The organism is Neptunicoccus cionae, assembly GCF_014643735.1.
GTDB classification, from domain to species: domain Bacteria; phylum Pseudomonadota; class Alphaproteobacteria; order Rhodobacterales; family Rhodobacteraceae; genus Amylibacter; species Amylibacter cionae.
In genome coordinates, this window is sequence record NZ_BMKA01000001.1 from 870,603 (window position 1) to 884,118 (window position 13,516).

At 57.2% G+C, this 13,516-nt stretch carries 14 protein-coding genes and 1 tRNA gene; 8 read left to right on the forward strand and 7 right to left on the reverse strand.

All coding sequences use genetic code 11. The annotated features are described in order from the left end of the window. Nucleotides 1-4: 4 nt before the first annotated feature. The 4 genes from IEX10_RS03810 to IEX10_RS03825 form a co-directional block, all read right to left on the reverse strand. On the reverse strand, nt 5-991 hold the full coding sequence (locus IEX10_RS03810; protein ID WP_188671045.1) for an NAD(P)-dependent oxidoreductase: 987 nt from the start codon (nt 989-991) through the stop codon (nt 5-7). A gap of 13 nt (nt 992-1,004) precedes the next feature. Beyond that, nucleotides 1,005-1,703 carry a FadR/GntR family transcriptional regulator gene (locus IEX10_RS03815; RefSeq protein WP_188671047.1) on the reverse strand — a complete coding sequence of 233 codons (699 nt, stop codon included), beginning with the start codon at nt 1,701-1,703 and terminating at the stop codon, nt 1,005-1,007. Between the two features lies 1 nt (nt 1,704). Then, on the reverse strand, nt 1,705-2,874 hold the full coding sequence (locus IEX10_RS03820) for a mandelate racemase/muconate lactonizing enzyme family protein (RefSeq protein ID WP_188671049.1): 1,170 nt from the start codon (nt 2,872-2,874) through the stop codon (nt 1,705-1,707). Nucleotides 2,875-2,949: 75 nt separating this feature from the next. Further along, complete coding sequence (locus IEX10_RS03825; protein WP_188671051.1) at nt 2,950-3,837, reverse strand: sugar phosphate isomerase/epimerase family protein; 888 nt, start codon at nt 3,835-3,837, stop codon at nt 2,950-2,952. Nucleotides 3,838-4,163: 326 nt separating this feature from the next. Between IEX10_RS03825 and IEX10_RS03830 the strand changes: the two genes are divergently transcribed. The 5 genes from IEX10_RS03830 to IEX10_RS03850 all read left to right on the forward strand — a co-directional run bounded on the left by IEX10_RS03830 (nt 4,164) and on the right by IEX10_RS03850 (nt 9,361). Further along, complete coding sequence (locus IEX10_RS03830; RefSeq protein WP_188671053.1) at nt 4,164-5,036, forward strand: sugar phosphate isomerase/epimerase family protein; 873 nt, start codon at nt 4,164-4,166, stop codon at nt 5,034-5,036. A gap of 27 nt (nt 5,037-5,063) precedes the next feature. Continuing rightward, nucleotides 5,064-6,119 (forward strand): sugar phosphate isomerase/epimerase family protein, encoded by a 1,056-nt coding sequence (locus IEX10_RS03835; RefSeq protein ID WP_188671055.1) that lies wholly within the window; start codon nt 5,064-5,066, stop codon nt 6,117-6,119. Continuing rightward, complete coding sequence (locus tag IEX10_RS03840) at nt 6,119-7,255, forward strand: Gfo/Idh/MocA family protein (protein ID WP_188671057.1); 1,137 nt, start codon at nt 6,119-6,121, stop codon at nt 7,253-7,255. The genes IEX10_RS03835 and IEX10_RS03840 overlap by 1 nt, the downstream gene beginning before the upstream one ends. A 161-nt stretch (nt 7,256-7,416) precedes the next feature. Further along, nucleotides 7,417-7,490 (forward strand) — tRNA-Gly (locus IEX10_RS03845). A gap of 53 nt (nt 7,491-7,543) precedes the next feature. Further along, nucleotides 7,544-9,361 (forward strand): ABC transporter transmembrane domain-containing protein, encoded by a 1,818-nt coding sequence (locus IEX10_RS03850; RefSeq protein WP_188671059.1) that lies wholly within the window; start codon nt 7,544-7,546, stop codon nt 9,359-9,361. Between the two features lie 10 nt (nt 9,362-9,371). Here the strand turns inward: IEX10_RS03850 and IEX10_RS03855 are convergent, their stop codons facing one another. After that, nucleotides 9,372-10,028: a YdcF family protein gene (locus IEX10_RS03855; protein WP_188671061.1), complete on the reverse strand. Its 657-nt coding sequence runs from the start codon at nt 10,026-10,028 to the stop codon at nt 9,372-9,374. Between the two features lie 208 nt (nt 10,029-10,236). Between IEX10_RS03855 and IEX10_RS03860 the strand changes: the two genes are divergently transcribed. Genes IEX10_RS03860 through IEX10_RS03870 form a run of 3 tightly spaced genes read left to right on the forward strand, consistent with a single transcriptional unit; the run spans nt 10,237 to nt 11,505 of the window. Beyond that, nucleotides 10,237-10,611 carry an NADH:ubiquinone oxidoreductase subunit NDUFA12 gene (locus IEX10_RS03860; protein WP_188671063.1) on the forward strand — a complete coding sequence of 125 codons (375 nt, stop codon included), beginning with the start codon at nt 10,237-10,239 and terminating at the stop codon, nt 10,609-10,611. 58 nt (nt 10,612-10,669) lie between these two features. Further along, nucleotides 10,670-11,116, forward strand: coding sequence for an outer membrane lipid asymmetry maintenance protein MlaD (mlaD, locus tag IEX10_RS03865; RefSeq protein ID WP_188671065.1), 447 nt, complete (start codon nt 10,670-10,672; stop codon nt 11,114-11,116). Next, nucleotides 11,113-11,505: a DUF2155 domain-containing protein gene (locus IEX10_RS03870; RefSeq protein ID WP_188671067.1), complete on the forward strand. Its 393-nt coding sequence runs from the start codon at nt 11,113-11,115 to the stop codon at nt 11,503-11,505. Before mlaD ends, IEX10_RS03870 begins: the two co-directional genes overlap by 4 nt. A 6-nt stretch (nt 11,506-11,511) precedes the next feature. On the opposite strand, the gene aat is transcribed toward IEX10_RS03870, so the two are convergent. Both aat and accC read right to left on the reverse strand, forming a co-directional pair. Next, nucleotides 11,512-12,207 (reverse strand): leucyl/phenylalanyl-tRNA--protein transferase, encoded by a 696-nt coding sequence (gene aat / locus IEX10_RS03875; protein WP_188671068.1) that lies wholly within the window; start codon nt 12,205-12,207, stop codon nt 11,512-11,514. Further along, the gene (accC, locus tag IEX10_RS03880; protein WP_188671070.1) at nt 12,158-13,507 is read right to left on the reverse strand and encodes an acetyl-CoA carboxylase biotin carboxylase subunit; all 1,350 of its coding nucleotides are present in this window, start codon (nt 13,505-13,507) and stop codon (nt 12,158-12,160) included. The genes aat and accC overlap by 50 nt, the downstream gene beginning before the upstream one ends. Nucleotides 13,508-13,516 lie beyond the last annotated feature (9 nt).

The following is a 13,516-nucleotide window of genomic DNA, read 5'->3' on the forward strand; positions in this document are numbered from 1 at the left end:
TAGGTCAAGGCGCGGGAAACCGCGCCTTAAAGGCTGGCAGAGCCTCCGGGTTGCACAGGTTGTCCGGCGTATCCCCCGCCAGAATTTGCGCTGTAATCTCGGTCACTTTTTGCCCCAGCCGCAACATGCTTTCTTCGGTAATCCCCGCCATATGGGGCGTCAAAACCACGTTGCCAAGCGTCATAAGCGGGTGGTCGATGGGCAGGGGTTGTTGGTTAAAAACATCTATCGCCGCGCCGCCCAGATGCCCGGATTGGAGCGCCTCGATCAGCGCGTTTTCCACCACCACAGGCCCGCGCGCAACATTCACAAGGATCGCGCCCGGCTTCATGGACCCGATGGCGGTGGCGTCGATCAACCCGCGCGTTTCATCGGTTAGCGGGCAGCTGAGAACCAGAATATCCGACCGTTCCAACAGCTCCGTCAGGGAAACAGCTTCCACCGTTTCGGGCAGTTTGTCAGGGCTGCGGGTGTGGGAAATCACTGACATCCCAAACCCGTTCTGCGCCATACCTGACAGGGCTGTGCCAATATTCCCAAAGCCGAGGATTCCAAGCGTGCGGCCCGAAATCTCGCGCCCTGTCGGGGAGTGACGGCGGCCGTGTTCCCAGCCGCCAGCGTGCAAATCCCGTGTCACCATCGGGTTCTTGCGCAGTAACGACATAGCCGACCAGATCGCGTGCTCTGCTACCGTCACCGCGTTGGCCCCACGCACGTTCGTGACCATGACGCCTGCATTGGTGCAATCCTCCATCGGGATCATATCGAGCCCCGCGCCGTGGCGAACAGTTGCCATAAGTCCCTGTTCGCGCGCAATAATTTCCGCCGGAATAGGGGCGCGAACCACAATGATATTTGCACCGACAGACTCCGCAAGGATCGCTTCGGGGGTCGGGGCAGACGCCACTTTCAGCGTGCCAAGCTGTCCGAGCTCTTCGCTCACATCAGGGTGCAGACTGTGGGTGGAGAAAATTACAGGGGTCTCGGGCATGGCGTGGCTCCGGTTATTTGGGGGTGTTTTCGCCGGTCGGTTCCAGCAGCTCTGACCAGTAACTGCGGGCGTTGCGCAAGTGGGAATTCATCAGCGCCTTGGCCAGTGATCCGTCCCGATTAACCAGCGCATCGAAGATTTGCATGTGATCCGCGTGGGATTTGCGACTGCGTTCTTCTTTTTCAAAATAGACCGGTAAGCGGCTCTCGCTCAGCACGTAAAAAGTTGTGCAGATATTGTGGAAGATGGAATTCTGGGTCGCCCGCACGATTTCAAGGTGGAACTCATGGTCAAGCCGGGCGAGCCCTTCACCATCGGCAATCCTCTCCTCACTCGCTCTAAGGATTTCACGCAACCGCTCGAAGTTTTCTTCAGTGGCGCGTTCTGCGGCCAGTTCTGCGGCCTGAATCTCGTGGATTTTGCGAACCTCTACGGCTTCGTAAATCTGCATTGGTTCCAATGGGATGCCGGCGCGGGCATAAAATGCCATCTGCTCAATTCCGTGCTGGTTTTCTTTAACGTAGATTCCCGATTTGGCACGTCGCTCGATCAATTCCATCGCTTCGAGAATGGCCAAAGCCTCACGGATCTGGCCGCGGCTGACCTCGAAATGCTCTGCCAATTCCCGCTCTGAGGGCGCTTTGCCCGAGTTGGATTTTGCCACCGTTAACAGATAGCTGGCCAATGTTGGAAGGAACTGATTTTCCTGCATTTTACCCCTGAATTGCGTAGGCTCTGACGGCAGCCTCGTTCATATCTAAACCTATACCCGGAGTTTCGGGAATTGCAATCATACCATCGCTGACTGTGACCGGCGCATTGGACAATTCATGGATCATCGGGTTGGCCCCGAGCGAGAATTCAACCGTAAAGGCCGCTGGCGACGCCGCGCAGACCTGAAGGCCCGCAAAGAAGCAGGGGGCACCGGCCCACAAATGCGGGGCAAGGCGCAGGTTGAAAGCGCTGGCAAGCGTGCCGATTTTCATCGCCTCTGAAATACCGCCACAGTTGGCGGGGTCGGGCTGGAATATGTCTGCAGAACGCAAGGTCGCCAGATCGCGGAAATCAAAGCGGGTTGCCTCGGATTCTCCGGCGGCTATGGGGATGTGGGTGCTGGCGCGCAGTTCTGCCATGCCCTGTTTGTCGTCGCCCGTCACAGGTTCCTCAAACCACGCCAGATCCGCGTCGCGGCACAAATAAGCAAAGCGCTTGGCCCCAGCCACGGTAAACGTACCATGGGAATCAACCATGATATCCACATCCGGCCCAAGCGCCTTGCGCGCGGCAAGAACCCTCTCTGCCGAGCCGTTCGGGGAGGGGTCCATCGCGCCAACGCGCATTTTTACGGCCCTGAACCCGCCCTTATCAATGTAGGACTGAAGCTGTTTGCCGATGTTGTCTTTGTCAGCCCAACCGCCAGAAGCATAGGCCTGCATCCGGTCCGCCTTGCGCCCGCCGAGCAACTGCCAGACTGGTTTACTCTCTGATTTTCCAAGAATATCCCAAAGCGCGATGTCGACGGCGCTGATGGCTGCGATGGACATACCGCGCCGTGCGAAATCGGGCATGGAATGACCGGCGATGGCGGATTTTTCGGCCCGCACGCCGTTGTAAAGGTCTTCCCAGATCACCGAAACGTCGGCCGGATCTCGCCCGACGATACGCGGCCCGAACTCGTGGTTCAGCAGATGCACCAGCGTACCATAATGTCCCGCACTGCCAGCTGCGTTCTTGCCTTCGCCCCATCCGACAATGCCGTCTTCGGTTTCCAGCCGCAAAATCGCCGCATCAAAGGTGCGCAGCCGACCGAAATCGCTGACATGCTGTTGTTCGGTTTCAATGGGAATCTGCACCCACCAGGCCTGAGCCGATTTTATGCGCATGACGTATCCTCGGGTTGTTTTAAGCCGGGCGCGTTGGGAGATGACGCGCCCGGACAGGAACAGGGCGGACCCCGTTTACTTCATCAAGGGAAGAAGGGTTTCTGCGGTGATTTCCATCTGCCGCGCGTAGAAATCCTCGGCCAATAAGGACGAGCCGTGATCCTCAATGAACTTCAACTGCTCGGGTGAGATATCCACCGGATTTTTCTCAACCATATCGGGGTAGGGAGCCGCTGGCGTGCGGTCCAGAGGGGCCACAAACTCGTTGGTGAGCGCACCGTCATAGCCGATTTCTTTCAAGGTCTTAACGATCTTGGGCCAGTCAAGATGCCCCAACCCCGCAGCAAAGCGGTTGTTGTCGGCAACGTGGAAGTCGAACAGACGGTCACCGGCAAGGCGGATCGCGTCAAACATGTCGTCCTCCTCGATATTGAGGTGGAAGGCATCAAGGCAAACGCCGCATTCAGGGCTGACCGCATCCGCCAGCGCCAGCGCCTGTGCGCAGCGGTTGAACAGATAGGTTTCAAACCGGTTGAGCGGCTCCACCGCGATTTTTACGCCGACTTTTTGGGCGTGGTGAAAACACTCACGGGTCGCATCGACCACCCATTCCCATTCTTCTTCCGGTGTACCGTCCGGCACAACCTTACCCACCGTAGCGGGCACCAGCGTGATAATCTCGCCTTCCAGTTCAGACACCATCGTCAGCACGTTTTTGACGTAATCCACAGTACGTTCGCGCTGGCCTTGATCCTTGGCCGCCAGATTGCGATCACCGAGCGTCAAGGTCACAGCCCCCCAGCAGCGCATACCGGTGTCTTTCAGCAGCGCGCGGGTTTCCTTGGTGTCGTACTGATCCGGCTCGCCCGAAATCTCGATGCTTTCATAGCCGTATTGTTTGATCCGGCGCACGGTCGTCTCCAGCGGTTCCGCGCGCATCCAGTTGTGTGTCGAAAGATGCATTCCTGTCCTCCCAAAGGTCTGTTTCACACCCGTATTGCCCCTGCGCTTTTGCGCCTTGCGCCAAGGGAGTGCTTAAATTGGTTAGACCAGATAGCATCGAATTTTCTGATTGGTCAAGGGCTGGTTTTCGGGTTTTTAAACGTACTTACCAAACGGAAAACACGGTTTATCCCATAAAATTGGGTTGATTGGCTCAATTTCAGGATTTCGGCAGGATAAATTCCCTTTGAAGTGCTCTTCTATTTTGGTATGACCAGATTAAGCGCGCTGCCGAGTCTCTTGGTTGGGTCTCATAAAGCGCCGTAGGGAGCCTTTGGGAGGTGGGAATGAAAATCGGAATGTGCATGTTTTTATGGACCACCCATATCGGGCCGGAGCATGAACCCCTGCTGGCTTCGATCAAGGAGGTTGGTTTTGACGGGGTGGAAATTCCCGTCTTTGAAGGCACGCCCGAACATTACCGCGACACCGCAGCGATGCTGGATCGGATCGGGCTGGAGCGCACGGCGGTGTCGGCGATGGGCGATCCGGACATGAACCTGATCTCCGGGGATGCGGCGACCCGCAAGGCGGGGCTGGAATTTATGGACTGGGCCTTTGACTGTACCGCAGCGCTTGGGGCGACGCAGATTAGCGGGCCTTTGCACTCCACCCTCGGCGCGTTCAGCGGGGAAGGGCCGAGCAAGGCGGAAATCGGACACTTCATCGAAACCCAAAGACAGCTTGGGGATCTGGCGGCCAGTCGCGGCGTGGTGGTCGGGCTGGAGGCGCTGAACCGGTTTGAATGCTATCTGGTGAACACAATGGACGCGCTTTGCGGCCATGTGCGCAAGATTAACCACCCCAACATTACCGCCATGTACGACACATTTCACGCCAATATCGAAGAAACTGACCCGATCGGCGCGCTGACCCGAAACGCGGACGTAATTAGCCACATTCATATATCTGAAAACGATCGCGGAGTGCCGGGGCGTGGCAATATCCCTTGGGCCGACACCTTCAAGGCAATTGAACAGACCGGATATAACGACTGGCTGACGATTGAATCTTTCGGTCGCGGGCTGCCCGATCTGGCCGCCGCCACCAAAGTCTGGCGCGATTTTGCGGACAGTCCCGAACAGGTTTACCGCGAAGGCTATGTCCATATTCGCGCCTGTATGGAAAAGGCGGGGCTGAACACGCAGTATTTTTTTTGAGACAACAGAGTTGAGGAAGGTGCAATTATGAAAACGATCAAAGGGCCGGGCCTGTTTCTGGCGCAATTTGCGGGGGACGATGCCCCGTTCAATTCATGGGATTCGATCACCAAATGGGCGGCGGATTGCGGGTATAAGGGGGTGCAGGTGCCAAGCTGGGATGCACGCTTGATTGACCTTGAAAAAGCTGCAACTTCAAAAGACTACTGCGACACCTTCAAAGGCCAAGCCGAAGAGAACGGTGTAGAGGTGACCGAGCTTTCGACCCATTTGCAAGGCCAGCTTGTCGCCGTTCACCCCGCCTATGACACCGCATTTGACGGGTTTGCGGACCCTTCTGTACATGGTGATCCAAAGGCGCGGCAAGCTTGGGCGGTGGATCAGGTGAAAAAGGCGATTTCAGCATCTAACAATATGGGCATCACCGCCCACGCAACCTTTTCTGGTGCGCTGGCGTGGCCCTATATCTACCCTTGGCCGCAGCGTCCCGAAGGTCTGGTTGAGACAGCCTTTGATGAACTGGCCGCCGGTTGGCGCCCTATTCTGGATCATGCAGAAGAAAACGGCGTCGATATCTGCTATGAAATCCATCCGGGCGAAGACCTTCATGACGGTGTGACGTTTGAGATGTTTTTGGAGCGTGTGGACAATCACGCCCGTTGCAACATGCTGTACGATCCGTCCCACTACGCGCTGCAATGCCTTGATTACATTGACAACATCGACATCTACAAAGATCGGATTAAGATGTTCCACGTCAAGGACGCAGAGTTCAACCCAACGGGGCGACAAGGTGTTTATTCGGGCTATCAGTCTTGGGTCAACCGTGCTGGTCGCTTCCGCTCGCTCGGGGATGGTCAGGTGGATTTCGCGGCGATCTTTTCCAAAATGGCAGCAAACGATTTTGATGGTTGGGCTGTTGTTGAATGGGAATGCTGCTTGAAACACCCCGAAGATGGTGCGCGCGAAGGGGCGCAATTCGTTAAGGATCACATCATCCGCGTCACTGAAAAAGCCTTTGACGATTTCGCAGACGGGGGTGCGGATGAGGCCGCAAACCGCAAGATGCTGGGGATTGGCTGATGGTAGATCGTATCAGACTTGGCATGGTGGGTGGCGGCAACGACGCTTTTATCGGCGGGGTGCACCGTATTGCTGCGCGGATTGACGACCGGTTTGAACTGGTGGCGGGGGCGCTGTCGTCAACTCCGGAAAAGGCGCAGGCCAGCGGTGCGGCTCTGGGTCTTGCGCCGGATCGAACCTACGACGATTACAAGCAAATGGCGATCCGCGAGGCGCGGCTGAAGAACGGCATCGAGGCGGTGTCGATTGTGACGCCAAACCACGTTCATTACGCCGCCGCACGGGAATTTTTGAAGCGGGGCATCCATGTCATTTGCGACAAGCCGCTGACCTCGACGTTGCCCGATGCCCGCAAGCTGGTGAAGGCGGCGGAGGCGTCTGATGCGCTGTTTGTACTGACCCACAACTATACCGGCTATCCGATGGCCCGTCAGGCGCGTGAGATGATTGCCGCCGGTGATCTTGGGGATATCCGCGTCGTGCAGGTGGAATATCCGCAGGACTGGATGAGCGAGGAAGTGCAGAACAAACAGGCCGAATGGCGCACCGATCCTGAACGCAGCGGGGCAGGCGGCTCTATCGGTGATATCGGGGTCCATGCCTATAACCTCGCCTGTTTTGTGACAGGGCTGGAGCTGGACTCCCTCTCGGCGGATATGCAGAGTTTTGTGTCGGGTCGCCGTGTTGACGATAACGCCCATGTGTTGTTGCGCTGGAAGGGTGGCGCGCGGGGTATGCTGTGGAGCTCTCAGGTCTCGCCAGGGAATGAAAACGCGCTGAAGCTGCGGATCTATGGCACGAAAGGTGGTTTGGAATTTGCGCAAGAGGACCCGAATTACCTTTGGTTCACCCCGCTTGGTGAGCCAAAGCGCCTGATCACACGGGGAGGTGCCGGTTCGGGTGCTGCAGCAGGGCGCGTGTCACGCATTCCGCCCGGCCATCCCGAAGGCTATCTCGAAGGATTTGCTACCATCTACAACGAAGCCGCGGAGGCGATCCTTGCCAAACGGGAGGGCAAATCACCGCCCGAAGATGTGGTGTTCCCAACCGTGCAAGACGGGTTGAAAGGCGTAGAATTCATCGACGCCTGTGTCCGTTCCTCTGGGCGAAATGCCGCATGGGTGGACCTGCCTTAAGCGACGCTAAACCTAATTCTTAAAGAAATTTTTTAGTATCTGCTGGAAAGGTTGCATCTATTGGCGTGGGTGCAGCCTTTTCTTTTTGCTGGAAATTCCAGACTTTCTGAAAACTGTTTCTTGACCATCCGCAGGCTTTGAAATAGTACCTAAAAATCGGCGCGGGTATGGTGAAATGGTATCATAAGAGCCTTCCAAGCTTAAGGTGCGGGTTCGATTCCCGCTACCCGCTCCAAATCCACCCTAATACACTGTTAAGGTGGCGAACTGCGGACCGCTGGAGAATGCATGGCACAAGATCAGGGCATCACAGCTGACCCGCAATCCCGAGAGAAATCCAAAACCGTCGGGCCGCTAAACGGCCTCGCTCCGTTTCTGCGACCCTATCGTCTGATGATCGCACTGGCGGGGCTGTCTTTGGTCGTGACTGCAACCCTGTCGCTGCTGCTGCCGCTTGCGGTGCGGCGTGTTGTGGACGGGTTTTCATCGGGGTCTACCCAGTTGATGGACCAGTATTTTGGCGCAGCGATCGGGATTGCCGGTTTGCTGGCTGTGGGGACGGGGTTCCGCTATTATTTCGTGACACGGCTGGGGGAGCGGGTTGTCGCAGACATTCGCAAGGCCGTTTACACCAAAATGATCGGGATGAGTCCCGCCTTCTTTGACAAGGTGATGACGGGCGAGGTTCTAAGCCGGATCACCACGGACACAACATTGATCCAGTCCGTGATCGGATCGTCCGTGTCGGTGGCCCTGCGCAATGTGCTTATCTTTTTTGGTGGCCTGATCCTGATGATGTTCACCTCCGCTAAGCTGACAGGCGCGGTGCTGTTGTTGGTGCCGTTTGTACTGGTGCCGATCCTGGTGCTGGGGCGGCGGGTGCGCCGGCTCAGCCGTGAGAATCAGAACAAGATCGCTGAAAGCTCCGGCAATGCCTCCGAAACCCTGCTGGCCGCGACGACGGTGCAGGCGTTTACCCATGAAGCACGCAGCCGCGCGCGGTTTGACACGCTGACAGAAGAGGCGTTTGACGCCGCCCGCCAGCGGATCGGGGCCCGTGCGCTGACCACTGTGATCGTGATTTTCCTGATCTTCACCGGCATCGTCGGCGTTCTGTGGATGGGGGCGCGGGATGTGCGCGCCGACGTGATGAGCACCGGCGCCTTGGTGCAATTTGTGATCTACGCCGTGCTCGTCGCTGGATCTGTCGCTGCCCTGTCGGAGATCTGGAGCGAGCTGCAACGGGCCGCAGGTGCGACCGAGCGGTTGGTAGAACTTCTCCACGCTGAAGATCCGGTTCAGGATCGCGAGGATGCGGCGCAGATGCCCGATGCGATCAAGGGCGCGGTTGCCTTTGACGAGGTGACGTTCCGCTATCCCGCCCGCCCGAAAGCGCCCGCGCTTGACGGGTTTTCGCTGCATGTAAAAGCAGGAGAGACCGTGGCGCTGGTCGGCCCGTCGGGTGCCGGAAAATCCACTGTATTCCAACTGTTACTACGTTTCTTTGATCCTGATACTGGCCGTGTCACGCTCGATGGTATGGATATTTCCAGCCTGCGTCGCGATGCGTTCCGCCATCACCTTGCCTATGTGCCGCAGGACCCTGTTATCTTTGCTACCTCCGCGATGGAAAACATCCGTTTTGGCCGCCCGAATGCAAGTGACGCAGAGGTGATTGCCGCTGCCAAAGCCGCTGCAGCGGACGGTTTTCTAAACGCTTTACCGGAAGGCTATGACAGTTTTGTCGGAGAGCGCGGTGTCATGTTGTCAGGCGGTCAGAAACAACGGATCGCCATTGCCCGTGCCATCCTGCGGGATGCGCCAGTCCTACTGCTGGACGAAGCCACATCGGCGCTCGATGCCGAAAGCGAACAAGCGGTGCAACAGGCGGTGGATCGCCTTTCGGCAGATCGCACGACCTTGATCGTTGCGCACCGTCTGGCCACGGTGAAACGGGCCGATCGGATTATCGTGCTCGACGGTGGGAAGGTTGTGGCGCAGGGCACCCATGATGCGCTGGTGGCGGAAGGGGGGCTTTACGCCCGACTGGCCCGTCTGCAGTTCACTGCCGGTATGGATGATGTTATTGAGCGGCAGGTGGGGTAGCAGCGCTGCTTCAGTGAAGCAGGCTGTTCCGTTCTGCGCTTTCGGTTCCTATTACTCCAGCCGCGTGCCAGACCCCATAACGTGCGGCGTTAAACCAGTAAGCCAGTGATTCCCGTAGTACCATCTTGATGCCTCCGGTGATGTTATCGCCTCTGAACCTGCGGGCATGGATCAGGGTTGTGCGTTTTGCGCCAAAGGCTTTAAAGCTCGCCCAACTGCGGGGCAGGTGAAATCCCTCTGTCACAAGGATGATATGCTCCGCGCTTGCCCAAGCGTCGCGGCTGAACAGGGCGTTTTGCAGTGTGGAGTGGGAGCGCGTTTCCGACAGAATCGCGGTAGCTGGCACCCCCTGATTCATCGCCCGCCGCGCCATCTGTTCGCCCGCTGATGGTGCCCCCGCAACCATCGCGCCGCCCGTGAACAGGATCTGCGGCGCTGCGCCGGTTCTAAACAGTTCCACGCCCCGATCCACCCGCACTGTGGTTGATCGATGCAAGCGACCATCCGCTGACATGCCGCCGCCCAATACAATGATTAAATCTGCCTTAGATGGGGTTGGTTCCCACAAGGGTTGTAGGGCAGCGAATCCGGTGATGAAAACCACGGTCAGCAGGTAAATCGACAGAAAGACCGCGATCAAACGGCGAAAGATTGCAAGAAGCGCCATCGCGTTCCCTTTGCGGCTGAAAACACGCCTCCAAGGCTGGACGCGTGGCGCGGAATAGGCCATATAAGGCCCAGCTAGACAAGTGTAAGGTGCCACCCAGCCAAAACCTGAACGGGCAGGCTTCACATGACGATCCGGCAAATAATTGGCTGGCAAACGGCAAGGCTGACCGCCACGCCTGATGCGGTAGGAGCAAAAGAGTAACGTGATGAAGTCTATCCTGCGATTGTTTACATGGTGGAACGGCCAGACCCTGAACACCCAGTTCTGGACTTGGCGCAATGGCGTCAAGGTCGGTACGGACGACGAAGGCAACCAGTTCTATCAGAACAAGGATGGCACACGGCGCTGGGTGATCTACAACGGCGAGGCAGAGGCCAGCCGGATTTCCCCGGAGTGGCATGGCTGGTTGCACCAGACCTACCAAACACCTCCGACAGAAGCCCCTTTGCCCCGCAAGACGTGGGAAAAAGAGCATCTGGAGAACTTGACCGGCACACCTTTGGCCTATGTTCCAAGTGGCAGCTTGCGCTCTCCGACACCGCCCCACCGCGCGGACTACGAGGCATGGCAACCCGAATAAGCCTGCGCGGTTTATAACAGGTTTTGACAGTCAGCATCCGCTGGAATAGGGGGCCAATATGGCAAACAGTGCAGCAGAAACAGCAATCGGCGCAGTCGTTCTGATCGCAGCGACCGGTTTTTTATACTATGCCGCGAATGCGGTTGGCGTTTCGGGGACTGGCGACAGCTATACCGTGAACGCATCTTTCCGTTCGGTCGAAGGGATTTCCCTTGGCACCGATGTACGGCTGGCAGGGGTCAAAATCGGCACTGTCACAGGGTTGGATTTGAACCCGCAAACTTTCCGCGCTGAAACTGCATTGGCGGTTGGAAACAACATCGTCCTGCCGGATGACTCCTCGGTGGTGATAGCCTCTGAAGGGTTGCTGGGTGGTAACTTTGTGGAGATCGTTCCAGGCGGGTCGGAGTTCAACCTTGAAGACGGGGGCGAGCTTTTGGACACACAAGGTGCGGTCAGCCTGATCTCCCTGCTTCTGAAATTTGTGAGCGGCTCTTCTGAATGAAGCTGCTGACGGTCCTTTGCGCGGCGCTGATGGTGCCTGCGATGTCATTTGCCCAAAGCTCGGTAAAGACCAAGAATGGCGATATTGTCCAACTGCGCGCGCTAGATACCATCACCGGAGAGGTGGAAGACATCGACCTTCCTGTCGGGGATACCACGGTTTATGAACGCCTGATGGTATCTGCACAGGACTGCCGCTATCCGGCGGGTAATATTTCGGCGGATGCGTTTGCTTATCTCGTGATCCGCGATGTGCGTGAAAAACTCCCTGCTTTCGAGGGATGGATGATTGCATCCAGTCCGGCACTTTCGGCGCTGGAACACCCACGGTATGACATCTGGGTGGTCCGCTGCAAGCTTGCCAGTGAGGCAGAGCAGGGCAGCGAATAAACCGCCTTAACCATAGTATTTCGGTTTTAGATCGGCCAACAGGCGCCCCGCATCCGGTGTGACAGGCGCAGTGAAGTCTGCCCGTATCCGCAAAGCTTCTGCCAGCTGCTGATGATAGGCTTCGCGCGGAATTTCAATCGCCCCGAGGCTTTGCAAGTGGCTGGTGATGAACTGCGTGTCAAACAGGCTGAAGCCGCCCGTGCGCAGCCGGTGTACCAGATAGGACAATGCGATTTTCGAACCGTTGGTGGCTTTGGAAAACATGCTCTCGCCGAAAAACGCGCCGCCAAGGGTAACGCCGTAAACGCCGCCGATCATCTTGTCGTCCCGCCAGACTTCCAGTGAATGGGCCAGCCCCATGTCGTATAACGCACAGTAAAGCTGGAATATTTCCCCGTTAATCCACGTTTCGGGACGATCGGCGCAATGTTCCAGTGTCAGGGCAAAATCGCTGTTGATCCGCACAGAATAATCTTCCCTGCGGATCGCTTTGGCCAAAGAGCGCGAGATGTGGAATCCGTCCAGCGGCACGATACCGCGTTCGGTCGGGTCGACCCAATAAATCTCGGTGCTGGCGGCGGTGTCTGCCATCGGGAAAACCCCACTGGCGTAGGCCCGCACCAACAGCTCTGGTGTTACATCCGACACCGGATCAGGCGGGGTTCTGCTCTTCCAACCACTTTTCCAGCCAGTGAATGTCATAGTCGCCGGTCTGAATGTCCGGTTCCTGCAACAAATCGTGGAACAGTGGAATTGTGGTGTCTACACCGTCAACGATCAATTCCCCAAGCGCGCGGTGCAAGCGAGCAAGTGCCGCTTGGCGGCTGGTGCCGGTTACGATCAGCTTGGCGATCAGGCTGTCATAATAGGGCGGGATCTTGTAGCCTGCATAAAGCGCGCTATCCATCCGCACGCCGAGACCCCCGGGTGCATGGAAATGGGTGATCGTTCCAGGGCAGGGGCTGAAGTTCGGCAGTTTCTCAGCGTTGATCCGCACCTCGATTGCGTGGCCCTTGATGCTCAGCTCGTCTTGAACGAATGTCATTTCCTCGCCAGAGGCGACGCGGATTTGCTGTTTCACCAGATCCACACCGAAAATCGCCTCGGTCACAGGGTGTTCCACCTGCAAGCGGGTGTTCATTTCGATGAAATAGAACTCGTCGTTTTCATAGAGAAACTCGATCGTGCCAGCACCGGCATAGTTGATATCCGCCACAGCATCCGAACAGGTTTTACCAATACGGGCGCGCATTTCAGGGGTGATGCAAGGGCCTGGTGCTTCCTCGAACACTTTCTGGTGGCGGCGCTGCAAGGAACAGTCCCGCTCCCCGAGATGGACCGCGCGGCCTTTCCCGTCGCCAAACACCTGAACTTCGATGTGGCGCGGCAGGGTGAGGTATTTTTCGATGTAGACTTCGTCATTGCCAAAGGCGGCTTTGGCTTCGGAACGGGCGTTGTGGAAGGCATCTTCCAGATCATCCCGTGTCTTGGCCAGTTTCATACCGCGCCCACCGCCACCGGCGGTGGCTTTGACGATCACAGGGAAGCCCATGTCGTCGGAAACGGTATAAGCCTCTTCTAATGTATCAACGCCGCCCTCGGACCCTGGAACACAAGGCACACCCAGCTTGCGCATGGTGTCCTTGGCGGTGATCTTATCGCCCATAATGCGGATGTGTTCTGCGGTCGGACCAATAAATTTGATCCCGTGATCTTCCAGAACCTGCACAAACTGCGCGTTTTCCGACAGGAAACCATACCCCGGATGCACCGCTTCGGCGCCGGTGATTTCACAAGCGGAAATGATCGCCGGAATGTTCAGATAAGAGAGCGCACCCGATGGCGGGCCGATGCAGATGCTCTCGTCTGCCATGCGCACATGCATCGCATCGCTGTCAGCGGTGGAATGCACCGCAACAGTCTGAATGCCGAGTTCTTGACAGGCGCGAATAACGCGCAGCGCGATTTCACCCCGATTGGCGATGAGGACTTTAGAGAACATAAGCGACGA

Excerpts from the sequence above, each read along its gene's own strand:
- IEX10_RS03810 (WP_188671045.1), bottom strand. The coding sequence starts at position 991 with ATGCCCGAGACCCCTGTAATTTTCTCCACCCACAGTCTGCACCCTGAT.
- IEX10_RS03815 (WP_188671047.1), bottom strand. The coding sequence starts at position 1,703 with ATGCAGGAAAATCAGTTCCTTCCAACATTGGCCAGCTATCTGTTAACG.
- IEX10_RS03820 (WP_188671049.1), bottom strand. The coding sequence starts at position 2,874 with ATGCGCATAAAATCGGCTCAGGCCTGGTGGGTGCAGATTCCCATTGAA.
- IEX10_RS03825 (WP_188671051.1), bottom strand. The coding sequence starts at position 3,837 with ATGCATCTTTCGACACACAACTGGATGCGCGCGGAACCGCTGGAGACG.
- IEX10_RS03830 (WP_188671053.1), top strand. The coding sequence starts at position 4,164 with ATGAAAATCGGAATGTGCATGTTTTTATGGACCACCCATATCGGGCCG.
- IEX10_RS03835 (WP_188671055.1), top strand. The coding sequence starts at position 5,064 with ATGAAAACGATCAAAGGGCCGGGCCTGTTTCTGGCGCAATTTGCGGGG.
- IEX10_RS03840 (WP_188671057.1), top strand. The coding sequence starts at position 6,119 with ATGGTAGATCGTATCAGACTTGGCATGGTGGGTGGCGGCAACGACGCT.
- IEX10_RS03850 (WP_188671059.1), top strand. The coding sequence starts at position 7,544 with ATGGCACAAGATCAGGGCATCACAGCTGACCCGCAATCCCGAGAGAAA.
- IEX10_RS03855 (WP_188671061.1), bottom strand. The coding sequence starts at position 10,028 with ATGGCGCTTCTTGCAATCTTTCGCCGTTTGATCGCGGTCTTTCTGTCG.
- IEX10_RS03860 (WP_188671063.1), top strand. The coding sequence starts at position 10,237 with ATGAAGTCTATCCTGCGATTGTTTACATGGTGGAACGGCCAGACCCTG.
- mlaD (WP_188671065.1), top strand. The coding sequence starts at position 10,670 with ATGGCAAACAGTGCAGCAGAAACAGCAATCGGCGCAGTCGTTCTGATC.
- IEX10_RS03870 (WP_188671067.1), top strand. The coding sequence starts at position 11,113 with ATGAAGCTGCTGACGGTCCTTTGCGCGGCGCTGATGGTGCCTGCGATG.
- aat (WP_188671068.1), bottom strand. The coding sequence starts at position 12,207 with ATGACATTCACTGGCTGGAAAAGTGGTTGGAAGAGCAGAACCCCGCCT.
- accC (WP_188671070.1), bottom strand. The coding sequence starts at position 13,507 with ATGTTCTCTAAAGTCCTCATCGCCAATCGGGGTGAAATCGCGCTGCGC.